Origin of the sequence: Enterovibrio baiacu, from assembly GCF_004120195.1 — a bacterium.
In the GTDB taxonomy this organism is placed as follows: Bacteria; Pseudomonadota; Gammaproteobacteria; order Enterobacterales; family Vibrionaceae; genus Enterovibrio; species Enterovibrio baiacui.
Genome location: NZ_SCHN01000027.1, coordinates 1 through 20,271 on the forward strand (window position 1 = coordinate 1; position 20,271 = coordinate 20,271).

Here is a 20,271-nt window from a genome sequence, read left to right on the forward strand (position 1 = left end):
CATTCATTGAATGTGTGTTGAGACACAAAGCTAGTCAGAATTTTCCCAGATTTTAACAAATTTGCTTGGCGACCATAGCGTTATGGACCCACCTGACTCCATGCCGAACTCAGTAGTGAAACGTAACAGCGCCGATGGTAGTGTGGGGCTTCCCCATGTGAGAGTAGGACATCGCCAGGCTTGAATTTAAGAAAGCCCTGACCTTATGGTCAGGGCTTTTTTGCGTCTGGAGAAAAGCAGAAACGAGACTTGAGAAGGCGAGGGACGAGAAAGAGCAGGAAGAGCAGAAAGAGCGGGTCCTGAAACCTGGGAAAAGCGAAGAAAAACGCGCACATATATCTTCATCTGAATGAGTCCAAAGACACACTGGATCGCACTCTCGCACTCTCGCACTCTCGCACTCTCGTTTCCCAGATACAAAAAAGCACCGCTTACGCAGTGCTTTTGGAGTCACGAGACTATTTAGATACTACACAGGGAATTCATCTAAAGATTGGATGACATGGATGCCAACCTCTGACATTTCATGACAAGCTGCTATCGTCGTTTCTTCTGCGATGCCTCGACACGCTTCTAGGTTAACCCAAACATCAAAGTGCCCGTGTTGCTTGAGCTGGAGAGCAGTCGTTTTCACACAGTAATCTGTTGCGAGACCGCCGACCAAGACCGTCGTTACTCCTTTAATCGTAAGCCACTCGATTAAGCCTGTGCTCAGCTTCTCTTGGATATCGTGGAAACATGCACCATAAGGGTGGAGATCTGGCTCTACGCCTTTCCAGATAACATGATCATATTCAGTGACGGCTGGAAGGCTTGGTATGGTTTCAAACCCTTCCGTTCCTGGCACTGCGTGAGAGACCCAAGTGAGGTCGGCATTGGGGTGATCTAAAGGCGCGAGCATTTTTTCTGGCGTGTCGACAACCCATACTGCATTTGCAGGGTGAGCATCTTTTGTTAACACACGAAGCACTGCTTTTTCAGCCTGCTTGTTTAATGCAGGCCCAATTTTATCGCCTTCAACCACAGGAAGCTCACTAGGACAAAGTGGCGTAAATGTTTTTTGAGGGTCGACATCAATTGACGCAATCACACCTTTCTCCTTAAAGGATCTGATTCAGTAAATGGTCAGCTCGAACACGACGGATGCGCTTTAGGAGCTTTCTCACTTGGGGTGGGTAGTGCTCAAGCTTTTCTATTTGCTTGTAGCTACCAATGAGTTGTGTGTGCTCTAGGATCGTATCGATCTCACTTTGCATTTGCTCTTCGAGAAGGCGATGGCGGTCATGAACCAGAATCGCATTCTCCAAGTCTAGCTTCCAAGCACGAGGGTTTAGATTGTTGCCCGTAAGGAGCATGTATGATCTATCGACCCAAATACCTTTTAGGTGGAAGCTGTTGTCATCATGCTTCCAAAGGTTGATGCGCAGTTGACGCTTGGCGATGGCAGCCTCATTTTTCCGAGCAAAGTTACGAAGGTTAATCTCATAGAGATAAGGTAAACCCGCGATCGTCTTGAATGGTTCACTCGGTGGAATATAGAAGTCATTCGCTGTTTTATCGCCAACGATGATCGTGACAACAACACCACGACGCAATGCACGGCGAATTTCGCGCATAACGCTTCGTGGCGGATTGAAATAAGGGGTACAAATGATGAGCTCTTCATGAGCACTCGCAATCAACGTGCAGATTTGCGTGTTTAGATAGTTTTTACGTTTACCTAAACCGACCATTGGCGTAAGGCCAATTTGTTCTTCGTTGATGTGCTGAGAAATAAAGCTATAACTTGCAGATTGTAAGCGAGCGCGAAGATCTCGAATCGCCGACTTCAATACTTTTGTCTCAGGGCGATTTGGTTGCGCGAGGCAATTTACCGCATCACTTGCAACGAGTGTATTGCCAATAAAGCTCGCCATGCAGTCAGCAAGAGCTTTGTTCTTAATGACATGGTAGCGGTCATAGCGATAACGATCATGCTGAGCAAGATAAACATCGTTGAGGCTCGCACCGCTATAGATGACGTTATCGTCAATGACGAACCCTTTAAGGTGAAGGACGCCAAATACTTCGCGGTTTCTGACAGGTACGCCGAGGACGTCAATCTTGTGCGTGTAGTTTTCCGCATAATGACGATAAAGCGCGGCATTGCCATCTGATTTATCAGCACCGATTAGCCCGCGTTGAGCGCGATGCCAATCAACCAATACTTTGATATCGAGTACAGGGTTCTTTTGCTTGGCTTCATACAGCGCATCAAGAATGCTTCGTCCTGCCTCATCATCTTGAAGATAAAGCGCAACGAGGTAGATACGATGTTTGGCTTGTGCGATTTCGTGCAGCAAGCGCTCTCTAAACGAAGCCGCGTCCAACAGCGTTTCTAGCTGGTCAGGACGATGCGCAATTCTTGGAAGCTGATCGATCAACTGCTTGTTTGCAGTAGCTGAATCCATTGTTGCCTCATTCAGTTCGACGACATGTCGGGATAACGAAAGTCAAACCTTGTATTGTACCAGATATTGCGTGATTTCAAGCCATCCTGATGTGTCTGTTCTCTCGATTTAGCATTGTGACGAAGAAAGATGCTTCATAGGAATAAGATCTTTACCACTGTTGCAATAGCTCGCATAGCGACCGCGTAGTTGTTCTGGAAGCTGACTGGCCTCGATAATTTCAAAACCTTGTGCTTCGTAGAGTGGCGTAAGGTAGCTAAAGGCCAAACAGTAACACTGCATAGCGTCGATTTGTTCTTTGCAAGCGACGAGTAGTGCGTCTCCGAGCTTTTGTCTTCTAAGTGCTGGAGTGACAAGCATGCCCGTGAGCAATTGAAACGCTTCAAACTGCTTGAACCTCACAGCGCCACATATCCCTTTGTGACTTTCTATCGTCCAAATGATTTCATCTTTTTTGGGTTTTCCCGATGGGTAATAGGCTTTGTAAAAGCGCGCCACAAGAGGGAATCGCATTGGGTTTAAAAGAGAGTATGTGTAATCTGCCACGGCTATCAAATCACTGTGAATTCAGGGTGGATGGGGTAGTATACACGGCTAAGACCTCATGAAAACGAAACCGATAAGCGAATGAAAGCACACAGCAATACATCACTCAAACCCTTTCATACTTTTGGCTTGGATGTGCATGCTAAAGAAATTATCGATGCGCAAAGCCCCGAGGACTTCTTAGCAATCTGGCGTGACGATAGGTATAAAACCCTTCCAAAGCTGATCGTGGGCGAAGGAAGTAATTTGCTTTTTTGCGAAGACTTTAAAGGCTTAGTCGTACTCAATCGCCTAAAAGGTATTTCGGTTTCAGAAACAGACACCCATTGGCATTTACATGTTGCGAGTGGCGAAAATTGGCATGAGTTGGTTCGCTGGACGGTTGAACACAACATGCCAGGGCTAGAGAATCTCGCGCTTATTCCTGGCCTTGTTGGCTCCGCACCGATACAAAACATCGGTGCTTATGGTGTTGAGTTGAATGACCGCTGTGAATATGTCGATGTGTTGCATTTGGACTCGGGCGATATTCTGAGGCTGTCAGCAAAAGAGTGTGCCTTCGGTTATCGTGATTCCGTATTCAAACAATCGTTAAAACACGGCCACGTAATTGTGGCTGTTGGGCTTCAATTAGAAAAAGCTTGGGAGCCTGTTCTTGGCTATGGCGCCTTGTCTGATCTTGCTGCGAAACCCTCCGTTTCTGCTCAAGCCATCTTTGACAAAGTCTGCGAAATTCGCCGCGCAAAACTTCCAGATCCTTACGTATTAGGCAATGCTGGAAGCTTCTTTAAGAACCCTGTTGTTGCTGCGTCATTGGGTAACAAGATCAAAGCAAAATACCCAGCGATGCCTGCCTACCCAGCGGGTGATCATCAAATGAAGCTTGCTGCAGGCTGGTTAATAGAAAAAGCCGGTCTAAAAGGCCACAAACTCGGCGGTGCTGCTGTTCATGAGAAACAAGCGCTTGTGCTGATCAATACTGGAGACGCGTCTGCGCAGGATGTCGTTCAGTTGGCCAAACATGTGGTTGATACGGTTTATCAGTCTTTTGGCGTTGAACTCGAACATGAAGTGCGTTTCATGGGCGCGGAAGAAGAAACCTCACTGGAGACAGTATGCCAGCGCTAGATAATTCCCCAAGGCTTGCTCTCATCAAGAAGCTGTCAGATGGACAGTTTCACTCAGGTGAGATACTGGGCCAAGAACTTGGCATGAGCCGAGCTGCAATCAGTAAGCACATCAAAGTACTTCAACAATGGGGCGTGGATGTGTTTCGTGTTCAAGGGAAAGGGTATTGCCTTCCGGCGCCTTTAGACCTTCTTGATGAAGCTTCATTGCAATCGAAATTGAATGTGCCGACGTTCTCCCTTGTTCCTGTCATTGACTCGACCAATCAGTATTTGCTCGATCGCGTCGGTCAACTGACCTCTGGTACAAGTTGTTTGGCCGAGTATCAGCAAGCAGGACGCGGGCGACGTGGGCGTGTTTGGTTTTCTCCCTATGGTGCGAATTTATACCTTTCTATGTATTGGCGTTTAGATGCAGGTATGGCTGCCGCCATGGGACTGAGTTTGGTGGTTGGCGTATCCATGGCTGAAACATTGAACACGCTTGGTGCTGAGGGCGTAAAAGTGAAATGGCCTAATGACCTGTATTGGCAAGACAAAAAGCTGGCGGGTATTTTGGTTGAAATGACTGGTCAAGCCGGTGATGCCGCCCATTTGGTCATTGGAATGGGTTTAAACGTTGCGATGCCTGAAACCGATTCTGTCGATCAGCAATGGGCAAACCTAAAAGATACGTCGTCTACATTGCCTGATAAAAACACATTGGCCGCCGCGCTCATCAATGGTGTGATTGATGCGCTCAAAGAGTATGAAATCTCTGGCATGAATGGTTTTGTCGAACGCTGGGATAGGTATGACAACTTCAAAGGCCGAGCAGTGAAGTTGATACTTGGCGAACGTGAAGTCAGAGGTATAGCGAGAGGAATTAACGAGCAAGGCGCGTTGATGCTTGAAACAGAAGCGGGAATTACGCCTTACCTGGGTGGTGAAATCAGCCTTCGTGCCGATGTGTAATTAAAGCCAATACGATATCGCGATTACTTTCTTACCATCACTGTCTGTACTGCATGGTTGTTGCTCTTCTGGAGTATCAACCCTGCACGCTCTCGAGTTGGCAAGATATTCTCAACCAAGTTCTTGCCATTGATCTCTTCCCATATACCTGATGCCGTTTCACGCGCTTCGTCATGTGATAACTTCGTGTAGTGGTGGAAATAGGAAGAGGGATCTTTAAATGCGCCTTCTCTAAACGCCATGAAGCGTTCGATATACCAATTCTTCAATAGTGAATTATCGGCATCGACATAAATTGAAAAGTCGAGAAAGTCTGAAATAAAGACACGGTGCGGATCGTGAGGGTAGTCCATACCAGATTGAAGAACATTGAGGCCTTCAACGATAAGGATGTCAGGTTGTTCGACAACCTTAATTTGGTCAGTGATGTCATAAACCAGGTGCGAATAAACAGGCGCGGCTACACGAGACTTTCCTGATTTCACATCGGCGACAAACTGCACGAGCTTACGGATATCGTAAGATTCGGGAAAGCCTTTCTTCTTCATCAAGTTGCGTTCTCTTAGAACATCATTAGGGTGAAGAAAACCATCGGTTGTGACGAGAGCGACTTTCGGGTGTTCAGGCCAGCGTTCAAGCAGCGCTTTGAGCAGACGTGCCGTGGTACTTTTACCCACTGCTACACTGCCTGCAATACCAATGACGTAAGGCACAGAATTGTCTTTTTGCCCAAGGAAGTGCTCGAGGACTTGAGTACGACCCTTCCTAGCTTTGACATACAGATTCAAAAGACGAGAGAGAGGTAAATAGATGTCTCGCACCTCATTCATCGTCAAATGCTCATTTATCCCGCGCAGCTTTTCGAGATCAGCCTCATCCAGTGTCATCGGCACTGAATCTCTGAGTTCTGACCATTGCTGGCGATTAAATGACAAATAAGGCGTTAACAAGTCGCTCATGATACAAATGAATCTGTTTTAACTAAGGAAAGCGACAATACATTATCCCCACGAATTGTTAAAGCACGATGGGCACCTAGCATGCGTTCATACTGCTAAAAATGCACATGAATTGGTGAAAATATGTCCCACAAGAACTGAATTGAAGGAAATTTTTAAAATAGCGGTTGCAACGTCAAAAATCATTGCATAGAATGCGCAGCACTTGTCGCCGGCTTAGCTCAGTTGGTAGAGCAACTGACTTGTAATCAGTAGGTCGCCAGTTCGATTCCGGCAGCCGGCACCATTAAGACAATACAAAACAATTTGGTGGGATTCCCGAGTGGCCAAAGGGATCAGACTGTAAATCTGACGGCTCAGCCTTCGAAGGTTCGAATCCTTCTCCCACCACCATATTTCAAATAGTTTGAATAGCTCTACGAGAAACTGAAAGCGGGCATCGTATAATGGCTATTACCTCAGCCTTCCAAGCTGATGATGCGGGTTCGATTCCCGCTGCCCGCTCCAATTCTAAAGTGCTGATATAGCTCAGTTGGTAGAGTGCACCCTTGGTAAGGGTGAGGTCCCCAGTTCGAATCTGGGTATCAGCACCATCTTTCTCTTACAAGTTACTCAAGCCGTTTGATTTATTCTCAACAAAATCCAATTGTTGGTTGTGTGGTCGTCGTACCACCAAAATACCGTGCTTAGAGGGACTGTCATGTCTAAAGAAAAATTTGAACGTACGAAACCGCACGTTAACGTTGGTACTATCGGCCACGTTGACCACGGTAAAACCACTCTAACTGCAGCAATCTGTACTGTACTTTCTAAAGTATACGGCGGTGCTGCACGTGACTTCGCATCTATCGATAACGCTCCAGAAGAGCGCGAGCGCGGTATCACCATCTCTACTTCACACGTAGAATACGATACTCCTWCWCGTCACTACGCACACGTAGACTGCCCAGGACACGCCGATTATGTTAAAAACATGATCACCGGTGCTGCGCAAATGGACGGTGGTATCCTAGTTGTTGCGGCAACTGATGGTCCTATGCCACAAACTCGTGAGCACATCCTTCTAGGTCGCCAAGTTGGTATTCCTTACATCCTTGTTTTCATGAACAAGTGTGACATGGTTGACGACGAAGAGCTTCTAGAGTTGGTTGAGATGGAAGTTCGTGAACTTCTTTCTGAGTACGACTTCCCAGGCGACGATTGCCCAGTAATTCAAGGTTCTGCACTAGGTGCACTGAACGGCGAAGAGCAGTGGGAAGCGAAAATCGTTGAGCTAGCTGAAGCACTGGATTCTTACATYCCAGAGCCAGAGCGTGCTATCGACAAGCCATTCATCCTTCCAATCGAAGACGTATTCTCAATCCAAGGCCGTGGTACTGTTGTAACTGGTCGTGTTGAGCAAGGTATCGTACGTGTAGGTGACGAAGTTGCTATCGTTGGTATCGTAGACACCATCACCACTACTTGTACTGGTGTTGAGATGTTCCGTAAACTTCTTGACGAAGGCCGTGCTGGTGAGAACGTTGGTGTTCTTCTACGTGGTACTAAGCGTGACGAAGTTCAACGTGGTCAAGTACTTGCTAAGCCAGGTTCAATCACTCCACACACTACTTTCACTTCAGAAATCTACGTTCTGTCGAAAGAYGAAGGCGGCCGTCATACTCCGTTCTTCAAAGGCTACCGTCCACAGTTCTACTTCCGTACAACTGACGTGACCGGTACTATCGAACTGCCAGAAGGCGTTGAGATGGTAATGCCTGGTGATAACGTTTCTATGACTGTTACTCTGATCGCGCCAATCGCGATGGACGAAGGTCTACGCTTCGCAATCCGCGAAGGTGGCCGTACAGTTGGTGCGGGTGTTGTTGCTAAAATCATCGAATAAGATTTGACGACACACTAGCAAAAAGGGCATCATTTGATGCCCTTTTTCTGCGCCAAATTATCGAATTGGACTTTTTTTCGCCTATCTGGCGCAGAAGTAAACGTTTATGGGATAAGAAAGTAGACAGTGAAAACGTGTCAGATTTATATTTCTTGTTCTTTTTACCTCGCTAACGCGAGGTTGTTGTCGTCTATGAAATAGATAAGTTACAGGTAGAATGTATGAAAGCGAATGCTGAAACCCCAACCGGGTCAATGGACACCCTGAAATGGGTAGTAGTCTTTGCCTTACTAGCGACTGCGGTAGTGGGAAATAGCCTGTACGGTGATATGTCTGTTGTGCTACGAGCTGCTGCTGTAATTGTGCTAGTTGCTGCTGCGGGTGGTGTTGCTGCCCTGACTGCTAAAGGTAAAGCCGCAATCACTTTTGCACAAGAATCGCGTATGGAAGTGCGTAAAGTTGTTTGGCCTACACGCCAAGAAACTTTGCAGACCACTCTCATCGTTCTGGCTGTCACTGTCGTCATGGCGCTCATCCTGTGGGGCATCGACGGTATCATGGTCCGTCTGGTCCGCCTATTCACTGGCGTGTGAGGATAAATTCATGAGCGAAGCTCCGAAAAAACGTTGGTATGTAGTTCAAGCTTTTTCCGGTTTTGAAGGCCGTGTATCTAAGTCTTTGAACGAATATATCAAGATCCACGAGATGGAAGATTTCTTTGGTGAAGTACTTGTACCTACCGAAGAAGTTGTAGAAATGCGCGCAGGACAGCGTCGTAAAAGTGAACGTAAGTTTTTCCCAGGCTACGTGCTTGTTCAAATGATCATGAATGATGAATCATGGCACTTGGTACGCAGCGTACCGCGTGTAATGGGCTTCATTGGTGGTACACCTGATCGCCCAGCGCCGATTTCTGATAAAGAAGCGGACGCGATTTTGAACCGTCTGGAAAAAGCGAGCGAATCCCCAGTGCATAAAACTGTGTACGAAGCGGGTGAAGTTGTTCGTGTTACTGAAGGCCCGTTTGCGGACTTCAATGGTGTGGTTGAAGAAGTTGACTATGAGAAGAGCCGCGTGAAGGTTTCTGTCTCGATCTTCGGTCGTGCAACACCAGTAGAGCTAGAGTTCAGCCAAGTAGAAAAAAGCTGATCGTTTTTTGCTCGGAAAGTATTGCGAGGGGCGCGAAATTTGAATACAATTTCGCGCCCTTTTGTTAAACGGGGAGTTTGTTTGTACAAAACAGACGTTAGAACCCAAATTTAGGTATTTAGTAATGGCTAAAAAAGTAGAAGCTTACATCAAGCTGCAAGTTGCAGCTGGTATGGCTAACCCAAGTCCACCAGTTGGTCCAGCTCTAGGTCAACACGGTGTTAACATCATGGAATTCTGTAAAGCGTTCAACGCACGTACAGAATCAATGGAGAAAGGTCTTCCTACTCCAGTTGTTATCACTGTATACGCAGACCGTTCTTTCACTTTCGAAACTAAGACTCCACCTGCTGCAGTTCTTCTTAAGAAAGCAGCTGGCATCAAGTCTGGTTCAGGTCGTCCGAACACTGAGAAAGTAGGTACTGTTACCGACGCTCAGATTCAGGAAATCGCTGAAACTAAAGCGAAAGACATGACTGGCGCTGACATTGAAGCGATGAAACGCTCAATCGCTGGTACTGCTCGTTCAATGGGCCTAGTGGTAGAGGGATAAGACAATGGCAAAATTGACTAAACGCATGCGCGTTATTCGCGAAAAAGTTGATGGTACTCGTGAGTACGACATCAACGAAGCTGTTGCTCTTCTGAAAGAACTAGCTACTGCTAAATTCGTTGAAAGTGTTGATGTTTCAGTAAACTTGGGCATCGATGCACGTAAATCAGACCAAAACGTTCGTGGCGCAACTGTATTGCCACACGGTACTGGCCGTGACATCCGCGTAGCGGTATTCACTCAAGGTGCGAACGCTGAAGCTGCTAAAGAAGCTGGTGCTGACATCGTTGGTATGGAAGACCTTGCTGACCAAATCAAGAAAGGCGAAATGAACTTCGACGTAGTTATCGCATCTCCAGATGCAATGCGCGTTGTAGGTCAATTGGGTACTATCTTGGGTCCACGCGGTCTAATGCCAAACCCTAAAGTTGGTACTGTAACTCCTAACGTTGCTGAAGCGGTTCAAAACGCGAAAGCGGGTCAGGTTCGTTACCGTAACGACAAAAACGGTATCATCCACACCACTATCGGTAAGGTTGATTTCGATGCTGACAAACTTAAGGGTAACCTTGAAGCATTGTTGGTAGCTCTGAAGAAAGCGAAGCCTTCTTCAGCGAAAGGTACTTTCATCAAGAAAGTAAGCATCTCTACCACTATGGGTGCAGGTGTTGCGGTTGACCAGAATACTCTGGACGCACAAGCAATCTAATTTGCTTAAAGCGGGGAGTTACTGTACAATTTCCCGCTTTAAAATAATGGCTGATGTCCGCTAGTCGGACTTCGTCCAAGACCGTAGGCGTTTTTATCCTCGGATAGAAGCTTAATAAGCCCTACGTAGACGGTGCCAGGACATGATAGATATTTTTCTTTCTTGGATCTGCGCCGTAATTACTCTCCTGCTGAGAAGCAGCGAGTGGTGTATATATAATCCAGGAGCAAATCCAAATGGCATTAAATCTTCAAGACAAAAAAGCAATTGTTGCTGAAGTCAACGAAGCTGCCAGTGGTGCCCTGTCTGCAGTTGTAGCTGATTCTCGCGGTGTCGCGGTTGGTGCAATGACTTCTCTACGTAAACAAGCGCGTGAAGCGGGCGTTTACCTGAAAGTTGTTCGTAACACCCTTGCACGTCGTGCGGTTCAAGGTACTGACTATGAGTGTCTTCAAGATACTTTCGTTGGTCCTACTCTGATCGGTTTCTCTAACGAGCACCCTGGTGCTGCTGCGCGTCTTTTTAAAGACTTCGCGAAAGAGAATAAAGATTTTGAGATCAAAGCTGCTGCATTCGAAGGCGCTATTACTGACGCTGATGTACTTGCAACACTGCCAACTTACGACGAAGCGATTGCACGCCTAATGATGTGCATGAAAGAAGCGTCTGCTGGCAAGCTGGTACGTACTATCGCAGCTGTTCGCGACCAAAAAGAAGAAGCAGCGGCATAATTTGCCTTGCTTTTAACTGGTTGCTATTTAAACTAATTGTTGACTTTAAAGAGAATTGTTATGTCTATCACTAACGAGCAAATCCTAGACGCAGTTGCAGAAATGTCTGTAATGCAAGTTGTTGAACTAATCGAAGCAATGGAAGAGAAGTTCGGCGTATCTGCAGCTGCTGCAGTTGTAGCTGGCGGCGCTGCTGCTGAAGCTGCTGAAGAGCAAACTGAATTCGACGTAATTCTAACTGCTGCTGGCGCAAACAAAGTTGCTGTAATCAAAGCAGTACGTAGCGCAACTGGTCTTGGCCTGAAAGAAGCGAAAGCTGTAGTTGACGGTGCTCCAGCTCCGTTGAAAGAAGCTGTTTCTAAAGAAGAAGCTGAAGCTCTGAAGAAAGATCTAGAAGAAGCTGGTGCTTCTGTTGAAGTTAAGTAATTTATACTTAACTTCTTAGCCTGTTTAGGCTAACGGCTGGTGGCTAAATAGCCACCGGCCTTTTTGCGCTGTAGGGCAGTAGTGAATTTTACACCCCGTTTAGTCACTACCGTTCATGCAAAAAAACATCGGGATAACTCCCTGATGTTCCTACAGTAAACGGCGGTTGTTTAGTTACTGTCCCTCAGTCTGGACAGTTTGGGTCACTTATCAGCGAGCTGAGGAACCCTATGGTTTACTCTTATACCGAGAAAAAGCGTATCCGTAAGGATTTTGGTAAGCGTCCGCAAGTCTTGGACGTACCATACTTACTGTCTATCCAGCTTGATTCTTTCGAAAAATTTATCGAGCAGGATCCAGAAGGGCAATACGGTCTTGAAGCTGCCTTTCGCTCTGTTTTTCCGATTCAGAGCTACAATGGCAATTCCGAGCTGCAATACGTTAGCTATCGTCTCGGTGAGCCAGTTTTTGATGTTAAAGAATGCCAAATTCGTGGCGTAACTTATTCTGCACCGCTTCGCGTGAAACTGCGTCTAGTGATGTTTGACAAAGACGCACCTGCTGGCACCGTAAAAGACATTAAAGAACAAGAAGTCTACATGGGTGAAATTCCACTCATGACCGACAATGGTACCTTCGTAATTAACGGTACTGAGAGGGTTATCGTATCCCAGCTGCATCGTAGCCCGGGCGTCTTCTTCGACAGCGATAAGGGTAAAACCCATTCCTCAGGTAAAGTGCTGTACAACGCACGTATCATTCCTTACCGCGGTTCGTGGTTGGATTTCGAATTCGATCCTAAGGATGCTGTCTACGTACGTATTGACCGTCGTCGTAAGCTACCTGCTTCGATCATTCTGCGTGCGCTGGAATACACCACCGAGCAAATTCTTGACCTGTTCTTCGACAAAGTAGTGTTCGAAGTACAAGGCAAATCTCTGGTGATGGAACTGGTACCGGATCGTCTACGTGGCGAAACTGCAAGCTTCGATATTGAAGCTAACGGTCAAGTTTACGTAGAAACAGGCCGTCGCATCACTGCGCGCCAAATCCGTCAGCTAGAAAAAGACGGCATCAAACAAATTGATGTTCCTGTTGAATACATCGTGGGCAAAATTGCTGCACGTGACTATATCAACGAGGAAACTGGTGAGATCATTGCTGCTGCTAACCAAGAACTAAGCCTAGAGTCTCTAGCGCTTCTTTCTCAGGCTGGCCACAAGAAGATCGAAACCCTATTCACCAATGATCTAGACCACGGTCCATACATGTCTGATACCTTGCGTATCGACAGCACAACTGACCGTCTGTCTGCATTGGTAGAAATCTACCGCATGATGCGCCCTGGTGAGCCACCAACGCGCGAAGCAGCAGAGCAGCTTTTCGAAAGCCTGTTCTTCTCAGAAGATCGTTACGATCTTTCTGCGGTAGGTCGCATGAAGTTCAACAGTTCACTGTGCCGCGAAGAGATGACCGGTTCTGGTGTACTTAGCCACGACGATATTATTCAGGTAATGCGCAAGCTTATCGATATCCGTAACGGTATCGGTGAAGTGGATGACATTGACCACTTGGGTAACCGTCGTATTCGTTCTGTTGGCGAAATGGCAGAGAACCAATTCCGTGTAGGTCTGGTTCGTGTTGAACGTGCAGTTAAAGAACGTCTAAGCCTTGGCGACCTTGATGCAATCATGCCTCAAGATCTGATCAACGCTAAACCTATCTCTGCGGCAGTGAAAGAGTTCTTTGGCTCTTCTCAGTTGTCACAGTTTATGGACCAGAACAACCCGTTGTCAGAAGTGACGCACAAGCGTCGTATTTCTGCATTGGGTCCAGGCGGTCTGACGCGTGAGCGCGCAGGCTTTGAAGTTCGAGACGTACACGCAACCCACTACGGTCGCCTATGTCCTATCGAAACGCCTGAAGGTCCAAACATCGGTCTGATTAACTCGCTTTCTGCGTATGCACGTACTAACCCGTACGGCTTCTTAGAAACGCCTTACCGTAAAGTTGTTGACGGTAAAGTAACGGACCAGATTGATTACCTTTCTGCTATCGAAGAAGGTCAATTCGTTATTGCACAGGCAAATGCCGTGTTGAATGACGATGGCTCATTCGGTGAAGAACTCATTACTGCTCGCCAGAAAGGCGATTCAGGTTTGCACCCAAGCGATCACGTTCAGTACATGGACGTTGCAACCAACCAGGTTGTATCGGTGGCGGCATCCCTAATCCCGTTCCTAGAGCACGATGATGCTAACCGTGCACTTATGGGTGCGAACATGCAACGTCAGGCAGTTCCAACGCTACGTGCTGATAAGCCGTTGGTTGGTACTGGTATTGAGCGTGCAGTAGCGGTTGACTCGGGTGTAACTGCTGTTGCTAAGCGCGGCGGTATGGTTCAGTCAGTTGATGCATCTCGTATCGTTATCAAGGTTAACGAAGAAGAGCTGGTTTCTGGTGAAGCTGGTATCGACATCTACAACCTAACGAAGTACACCCGTTCTAACCAGAACACCTGTATCAACCAGCGTCCTACCGTGATGCCTGGTGAACCAGTTGCACGTGGTGACGTGTTGGCTGACGGTCCTTCAACAGACCTAGGTGAACTTGCACTTGGCCAGAACATGCGTATCGCGTTCATGCCTTGGAACGGTTACAACTTCGAGGACTCCATCCTTGTATCTGAGCGTGTAGTGCAGGAAGACCGCCTGACCACTATCCACATTCAAGAGCTTTCTTGTGTGGCACGCGATACTAAACTGGGTAGCGAAGAAATTACTGCTGATATCCCTAACGTGGGTGAAGCGGCGCTGTCTAAGCTTGACGAATCAGGTGTTGTTTACATCGGTGCGGAAGTGAAAGGCGGTGACATTCTGGTAGGTAAAGTGACACCTAAAGGTGAAACTCAGCTGACACCAGAAGAGAAACTACTACGTGCAATCTTCGGTGAGAAAGCGTCTGACGTGAAAGACTCTTCTCTACGTGTTCCTAACGGTGTATCTGGTACGGTTATCGACGTACAAGTATTTACCCGTGATGGTGTAGAGAAAGACAAGCGTGCGCTAGAAATCGAAGAAATGCAGCTGAAAGAAGCCAAAAAAGACCTGACAGAAGAGTTCTCTATTCTTGAAGGTGGTTTGGTGGCACGTGTTCGCAATGTACTGGGTCATGCCGGTTACAGCCAAGAGAAGTTGGCGAACATGGATCGTCAGAGCATGCTAACGCAAACTCTTGATGACGAAGCGCTGCAAACTCAGCTTGAGCAATTGGCTGAGCAGTACGACGAATTGAAAGCTGACTTCGATAAGAAGTTCGACACCAAACGCCGTAAGATCACTCAGGGTGATGACTTGGCACCGGGCGTCCTTAAGATTGTTAAGGTTTACCTGGCTGTTAAACGTCGTATCCAACCTGGTGATAAGATGGCAGGTCGTCACGGTAACAAGGGTGTTATCTCTAAGATCAACCCTGTTGAAGATATGCCGTACGACGAAACTGGTGAGCCAGTAGACATCGTTCTAAACCCACTGGGTGTACCGTCTCGTATGAACATCGGTCAGATCCTTGAAACCCACCTTGGCCTCGCGGCAAAAGGTATCGGTAACAAGATCAACAAGATGCTTAAAGAGCAGCAAGAATTGGCGAAATTCCGCGAATTCCTGCAGAAGGTTTACAGCCTGGGTGATACACGTCAAAAAGTCGATATCAGCACGATGACTGATGACGAAGTGCGTACTCTGATTCAAAACTTGCGTGCAGGTCTACCGATCGCAACGCCAGTATTTGATGGTGCGCCTGAGCCGTCAATCAAAGAGCTACTGAAATTGGGTGACCTACCAGAATCTGGCCAATTGAACTTGTTCGATGGTCGTACTGGTGAGAAGTTTGAGCGTCCTGTAACCGTGGGTTACATGTACATGCTGAAACTGAACCACTTGGTTGATGACAAGATGCACGCCCGTTCTACCGGTTCTTACAGCCTTGTTACTCAGCAGCCGCTGGGTGGTAAAGCTCAGTTCGGTGGCCAGCGTTTCGGTGAGATGGAAGTGTGGGCGCTTGAAGCATACGGCGCAGCATACACCCTTCAAGAAATGCTGACTGTTAAGTCGGATGACGTGAATGGTCGTACGAAGATGTATAAGAACATCGTCGACGGCGATCACCGCATGGAGCCGGGTATGCCGGAATCTTTCAACGTATTGCTGAAAGAAATCCGCTCGTTGGGTATCAACATCGAGCTGGAAGACGAATAAGCCAAGGCTTGAACGTTATTTCCGGTATCAATATGAAGGCGCTGCCTGCCAGCGCCTTTATGGGTCAACTCCTCACAGGAGCCAAATGTGAAAGACTTACTTAAGTTTCTGAAAGCACAGCATAAGACCGAAGAATTTGATGCAATCAAAATCGGTCTAGCTTCTCCAGACATGATCCGTTCATGGTCTTTTGGTGAAGTTAAAAAGCCAGAAACAATTAACTACCGTACCTTTAAGCCTGAACGTGACGGTCTATTCTGTGCACGTATCTTTGGCCCAGTAAAAGACTACGAATGTCTTTGCGGTAAATACAAGCGCCTTAAGCACCGTGGTGTGATCTGTGAAAAATGTGGTGTTGAAGTTACTCAGACTAAAGTACGCCGTGAGCGTATGGGTCACATTGAGCTGGCTTCACCTGTTGCCCACATCTGGTTCCTAAAATCACTACCATCTCGTATCGGTTTGCTGATGGACATGCCTTTGCGTGACATCGAGCGTGTTCTGTACTTCGAATCATATGTTGTGATCGAACCAGGCATGACCGATCTTGAGCGTAGCCAAATGCTGTCAGAAGAACAGTATCTTGACGCGCTTGAGCAATGGGGTGACGAATTCGATGCTCGTATGGGTGCTGAAGCAGTTAAAGCATTGCTGGCCAACATGGACCTTCAAGCTGAAACTGAACTTATGCGCGAAGAGTTGGAAGAAACTAACTCTGAAACCAAGCGTAAGAAAATCACCAAGCGTTTGAAGCTTGTTGAAGCATTCCTACAGTCTGGAAACAACCCTGAGTGGATGATCCTGACTGTACTTCCAGTTCTGCCACCGGATCTACGTCCTCTGGTACCACTGGATGGCGGTCGTTTCGCAACGTCAGATCTTAATGATCTGTACCGTCGTGTAATCAACCGTAACAACCGTCTGAAACGCCTACTGGATCTGGCTGCACCTGACATCATCGTACGTAACGAAAAACGTATGCTGCAAGAGTCAGTTGACGCCCTGCTAGACAACGGTCGTCGTGGTCGTGCCATCACTGGTTCGAACAAGCGTCCGCTTAAGTCTCTGGCTGACATGATCAAAGGTAAGCAAGGTCGTTTCCGTCAGAACTTGCTTGGTAAGCGTGTAGATTACTCTGGTCGTTCGGTAATCACCGTAGGTCCATACCTTCGTCTACACCAGTGTGGTCTTCCTAAGAAGATGGCACTTGAGCTATTCAAACCATTTATCTACGGCAAGCTAGAAGCGCGTGGTCTTGCGACGACGATCAAAGCTGCTAAGAAAATGGTTGAGCGCGAAGAAGCTGTTGTTTGGGATATCTTGGATGAAGTTATCCGTGAACACCCAGTACTGCTAAACCGTGCACCAACACTTCACCGTTTGGGTATCCAAGCGTTTGAACCAGTGTTGATCGAAGGTAAAGCAATTCAACTGCACCCACTCGTTTGTGCGGCATACAACGCCGACTTCGATGGTGACCAGATGGCGGTACACGTACCGCTGACACTGGAAGCGCAGCTTGAAGCACGTGCTCTGATGATGTCGACGAACAACATCCTGTCTCCTGCGTCCGGTGATCCAATCATCGTACCTTCTCAGGACGTTGTTTTGGGTCTGTACTACATGACCCGCGAAAAAGTGAATGCGAAAGGTGAAGGTCTTTACCTATCTGGCCCTGCGGAAGCTGAAAAAGCTTACCGTACTGGCAACGCTGAACTGCACGCTCGCGTTAAAGTACGCTTGAAAGAAGTGCTGTTTGACGAGATGGGTAACCGCTCTGAATCAGTAGAGCTGCGTGACACCACCGTTGGTCGTGCAATGTTGTGGCAAATCGTGCCTGAAGGCCTGCCATACGACATCGTTAACCAAGCGCTAGGCAAGAAGCAAATTTCGAACCTGCTTAACACCTGTTACCGTAAGCTGGGTCTGAAAGACACTGTAATCTTCGCTGACCAAATCATGTACACCGGTTTCGCATACGCGGCACTGTCTGGTGTATCTGTTGGTATCGATGACATGGTTATCCCACAGGCGAAATACGACCTGATCGAAGCAGCAGAAGCTGAAGTTGCTGAGATTCAGGAACAGTTCCAGTCTGGTCTTGTTACTGCGGGCGAACGTTACAACAAAGTTATCGATATCTGGGCTGCAGCCAACGAACAAGTTGCTAAAGCGATGATGGATAACTTGTCGCATGACACTGTTATCAACCGTGATGGCGAGCCTGAAGAACAGAAATCGTTCAACAGCGTTTACATGATGGCCGACTCAGGTGCTCGTGGTTCTGCTGCTCAGATTCGTCAGTTGGCGGGTATGCGTGGTCTGATGGCTAAGCCAGATGGCTCAATCATCGAAACGCCAATCACCGCGAACTTCCGTGAAGGTCTGAACGTACTTCAGTACTTTATCTCGACGCACGGTGCTCGTAAGGGTCTAGCGGATACAGCACTTAAGACTGCGAACTCAGGTTACCTGACTCGTCGTCTAGTAGATGTTGCACAAGACGTTGTAGTTACTGAAACCGATTGTGGTACCAGCGAAGGTATCCACATGATGGCAGTTATCGAAGGCGGCGACGTTAAAGAAGCACTGCGTGAGCGTGTTCTTGGTCGTGTTGTTGCTGAAGACGTGATGAAGCCTGGTACAGAAGAAGTTCTTGCACCTCGTAACACCCTTCTTGATGAGAAATGGTGTGAGATTCTAGAACAGAACTCTGTTGACCAAGTAAAAGTGCGCTCTGTAGTAAGCTGTGAAACTGACTTCGGTTGTTGTGCAAACTGTTACGGTCGTGACTTGGCGCGTGGTCACATTGTGAACCACGGTGAAGCAGTGGGTGTTATCGCTGCTCAGTCAATCGGTGAGCCGGGTACACAGCTGACGATGCGTACGTTCCACATCGGTGGTGCGGCATCTCGTGCGGCAGCAGAAAACAGCATTCAAGTGAAGAACAACGGTTCGTTGCACCTGCACAATGCGAAGTTCGTTACGAACAACGCAGGCAAGCTGGTTATCACGTCTCGTGCTTCTGAGCTGACTATCGTTGATGAGTTTGGTCGTACTAAGGAAAGCTATAAGCTTCCTTACGGTACCATCTTGGCGAAAGCTGACGGTGACGCAGTGGCTATCGGTGAAACCGTAGCAAACTGGGACCCGCACACAATGCCAATCATCACTGAAGTAGAAGGTCGCATTGAATTCGTAGACATGGTGGACGGTGTAACTGTTCAGCGTCAAACGGATGAACTGACCGGTCTATCTTCAATGGTTATCCTGGACGCAGCTGAGCGTACTTCTGCAGGTAAAGACATGCGTCCTACCGTGAAGTTGCTTGATGCATCTGGCAACGCTGTGATGATCCCTGGTACTGAAATGCCAGCACAATACTTCCTACCTGGTAAAGCAATTGTCCAGTTGGAAGATGGCGCAACGGTTGGTATCGGTGAAGTGCTATCTCGTATCCCGCAAGCTGCAAGTGGTACGAAAGATATCACCGGTGGTCTACCACGCGTAGCAGACCTGTTCGAAGCACGTAAGCCTAAAGAGCCTGCGATTCTTGCTGAGATCACGGGTGCTGTATCCTTCGGTAAAGAAACCAAAGGTAAGCGTCGTTTGATTATTACTCCAACTGAAGGCAGTCCATACGAAGAGATGATTCCTAAGTGGCGTCAGCTAAACGTATTCGAAGGCGAGAAAGTTGAGAAAGGTGATGTAATCGCCGATGGTCCTGAGTCTCCACACGATATTCTACGTCTACGTGGCGTACGTGCGGTTACTGAGTACATCACTAACGAAGTGCAAGACGTTTACCGTCTGCAAGGCGTTAAGATTAACGATAAGCACATCGAAACGATCGTTCGTCAGATGCTACGCAAAGTAACTATCTCGAAATCTGGTGACTCTGAGTTCCTAGAAGGCGAGCAGGTAGAATTCTCACGCGTAACGATTGCGAACCGTAAACTGGAAGACGAAGGCAAGCAAGTTGCTACCTTCGAACGTGATTTGCTAGGTATCACCAAAGCATCTCTTGCGACTGAGTCATTCATCTCAGCTGCATCGTTCCAGGAAACGACTCGCGTTCTAACCGAAGCTGCGGTTTCTGGTAAGCGTGATGAGCTACGTGGTCTGAAAGAGAACGTTATCGTGGGTCGTTTGATCCCAGCGGGTACCGGTTTCGCATACCACAAAACACGTCAAGTTAAGCGTGTTGTAGCTGAAGAGCCTGTTGCACCTCAGATCGATGCTGAACAAGCATCACACGATCTGGCTGCATTGCTTAACGCTGGTCTAAGCGACGATTAATTAACGATTCTTCGTTGATTTAAATGAAAGGCATCCTTCGGGGTGCCTTTTTTGTTTGTCTCAGCGGTAATGAAGCGCCATGACACTGGTGTCTTCCTCAGAAGGTGCGGCTGGGAGATAGATTGGATGATTCTTTCGTTGGGAGAAAAGAGAAAGTACGGAGAGGGGAAACTGGTGTATTTCGTTTGCCGTTGGTAGCGTTGTCTTGAGAAGCGAGAAGCGAGAAG

15 protein-coding genes, 4 tRNA genes and 1 rRNA gene are annotated in these 20,271 nt (G+C 47.5%); 16 read left to right on the forward strand and 4 right to left on the reverse strand.

Going from position 1 to position 20,271, the window contains the following annotated elements; all coding sequences use genetic code 11:
* Positions 1 to 64 precede the first annotated feature (64 nt).
* Positions 65 to 180, forward strand: a 5S ribosomal RNA gene (rrf, locus tag EQP46_RS22215).
* A 289-nt stretch (positions 181 to 469) separates the two neighbouring features.
* Here rrf and EQP46_RS22220 read toward each other — a convergent pair.
* The 3 genes from EQP46_RS22220 to EQP46_RS22230 form a co-directional block, all read right to left on the reverse strand.
* The gene (locus EQP46_RS22220) at positions 470 to 1,090 is read right to left on the reverse strand and encodes a nicotinamidase (protein ID WP_129495704.1); all 621 of its coding nucleotides are present in this window, start codon (positions 1,088 to 1,090) and stop codon (positions 470 to 472) included.
* A gap of 10 nt (positions 1,091 to 1,100) precedes the next feature.
* The gene (gene pssA / locus EQP46_RS22225; RefSeq protein ID WP_129495705.1) at positions 1,101 to 2,450 is read right to left on the reverse strand and encodes a CDP-diacylglycerol--serine O-phosphatidyltransferase; all 1,350 of its coding nucleotides are present in this window, start codon (positions 2,448 to 2,450) and stop codon (positions 1,101 to 1,103) included.
* Between the two features lie 108 nt (positions 2,451 to 2,558).
* Positions 2,559 to 2,963, reverse strand: coding sequence for a GNAT family N-acetyltransferase (locus EQP46_RS22230; RefSeq protein ID WP_129495754.1), 405 nt, complete (start codon positions 2,961 to 2,963; stop codon positions 2,559 to 2,561).
* 114 nt (positions 2,964 to 3,077) lie between these two features.
* Here EQP46_RS22230 and murB point away from each other — a divergent pair, with 114 nt between their 5' ends.
* Positions 3,078 to 4,124 carry a UDP-N-acetylmuramate dehydrogenase gene (gene murB, locus EQP46_RS22235; protein ID WP_129495706.1) on the forward strand — a complete coding sequence of 349 codons (1,047 nt, stop codon included), beginning with the start codon at positions 3,078 to 3,080 and terminating at the stop codon, positions 4,122 to 4,124.
* Positions 4,112 to 5,077, forward strand: a complete 966-nt coding sequence (gene birA / locus EQP46_RS22240) for a bifunctional biotin--[acetyl-CoA-carboxylase] ligase/biotin operon repressor BirA (RefSeq protein WP_129495707.1) — start codon at positions 4,112 to 4,114, stop codon at positions 5,075 to 5,077. The genes murB and birA overlap by 13 nt, the downstream gene beginning before the upstream one ends.
* Positions 5,078 to 5,100: 23 nt before the next feature.
* On the opposite strand, the gene coaA is transcribed toward birA, so the two are convergent.
* A complete protein-coding gene (gene coaA / locus EQP46_RS22245) occupies positions 5,101 to 6,036 on the reverse strand; it encodes a type I pantothenate kinase (protein ID WP_129495708.1) in 936 nt (311 codons plus the stop codon).
* A gap of 210 nt (positions 6,037 to 6,246) precedes the next feature.
* On the opposite strand from coaA, the gene EQP46_RS22250 reads away from it, so the two are divergent.
* From EQP46_RS22250 to rpoC, 13 genes are all read left to right on the forward strand, one after another.
* Positions 6,247 to 6,322, forward strand: a tRNA-Thr gene (locus tag EQP46_RS22250).
* Positions 6,323 to 6,344: 22 nt separating this feature from the next.
* A tRNA-Tyr gene (locus tag EQP46_RS22255) sits at positions 6,345 to 6,429 on the forward strand.
* Positions 6,430 to 6,468: 39 nt separating this feature from the next.
* Positions 6,469 to 6,543 (forward strand) — tRNA-Gly (locus tag EQP46_RS22260).
* A gap of 10 nt (positions 6,544 to 6,553) precedes the next feature.
* Positions 6,554 to 6,629: transfer RNA gene (locus EQP46_RS22265), tRNA-Thr, on the forward strand.
* Between the two features lie 107 nt (positions 6,630 to 6,736).
* Positions 6,737 to 7,921 carry an elongation factor Tu gene (gene tuf / locus EQP46_RS22270; RefSeq protein ID WP_129495709.1) on the forward strand — a complete coding sequence of 395 codons (1,185 nt, stop codon included), beginning with the start codon at positions 6,737 to 6,739 and terminating at the stop codon, positions 7,919 to 7,921.
* A gap of 221 nt (positions 7,922 to 8,142) precedes the next feature.
* Positions 8,143 to 8,514, forward strand: coding sequence for a preprotein translocase subunit SecE (secE, locus tag EQP46_RS22275; protein ID WP_017014452.1), 372 nt, complete (start codon positions 8,143 to 8,145; stop codon positions 8,512 to 8,514).
* A 10-nt stretch (positions 8,515 to 8,524) separates the two neighbouring features.
* Complete coding sequence (nusG, locus tag EQP46_RS22280) at positions 8,525 to 9,070, forward strand: transcription termination/antitermination protein NusG (RefSeq protein WP_017007909.1); 546 nt, start codon at positions 8,525 to 8,527, stop codon at positions 9,068 to 9,070.
* A gap of 124 nt (positions 9,071 to 9,194) precedes the next feature.
* Positions 9,195 to 9,623 (forward strand): 50S ribosomal protein L11, encoded by a 429-nt coding sequence (rplK, locus tag EQP46_RS22285; RefSeq protein ID WP_129495710.1) that lies wholly within the window; start codon positions 9,195 to 9,197, stop codon positions 9,621 to 9,623.
* Between the two features lie 4 nt (positions 9,624 to 9,627).
* Positions 9,628 to 10,332, forward strand: a complete 705-nt coding sequence (gene rplA, locus EQP46_RS22290) for a 50S ribosomal protein L1 (RefSeq protein ID WP_129495711.1) — start codon at positions 9,628 to 9,630, stop codon at positions 10,330 to 10,332.
* A 236-nt stretch (positions 10,333 to 10,568) separates the two neighbouring features.
* Positions 10,569 to 11,063, forward strand: a complete 495-nt coding sequence (gene rplJ / locus EQP46_RS22295; RefSeq protein WP_129495712.1) for a 50S ribosomal protein L10 — start codon at positions 10,569 to 10,571, stop codon at positions 11,061 to 11,063.
* A gap of 60 nt (positions 11,064 to 11,123) precedes the next feature.
* Complete coding sequence (gene rplL, locus EQP46_RS22300) at positions 11,124 to 11,489, forward strand: 50S ribosomal protein L7/L12 (protein WP_129495713.1); 366 nt, start codon at positions 11,124 to 11,126, stop codon at positions 11,487 to 11,489.
* 230 nt (positions 11,490 to 11,719) lie between these two features.
* Positions 11,720 to 15,745, forward strand: a complete 4,026-nt coding sequence (gene rpoB / locus EQP46_RS22305; protein ID WP_129495714.1) for a DNA-directed RNA polymerase subunit beta — start codon at positions 11,720 to 11,722, stop codon at positions 15,743 to 15,745.
* A gap of 87 nt (positions 15,746 to 15,832) precedes the next feature.
* The gene (rpoC, locus tag EQP46_RS22310; RefSeq protein ID WP_129495715.1) at positions 15,833 to 20,044 is read left to right on the forward strand and encodes a DNA-directed RNA polymerase subunit beta'; all 4,212 of its coding nucleotides are present in this window, start codon (positions 15,833 to 15,835) and stop codon (positions 20,042 to 20,044) included.
* The last annotated feature ends 227 nt before the right edge of the window (positions 20,045 to 20,271 follow it).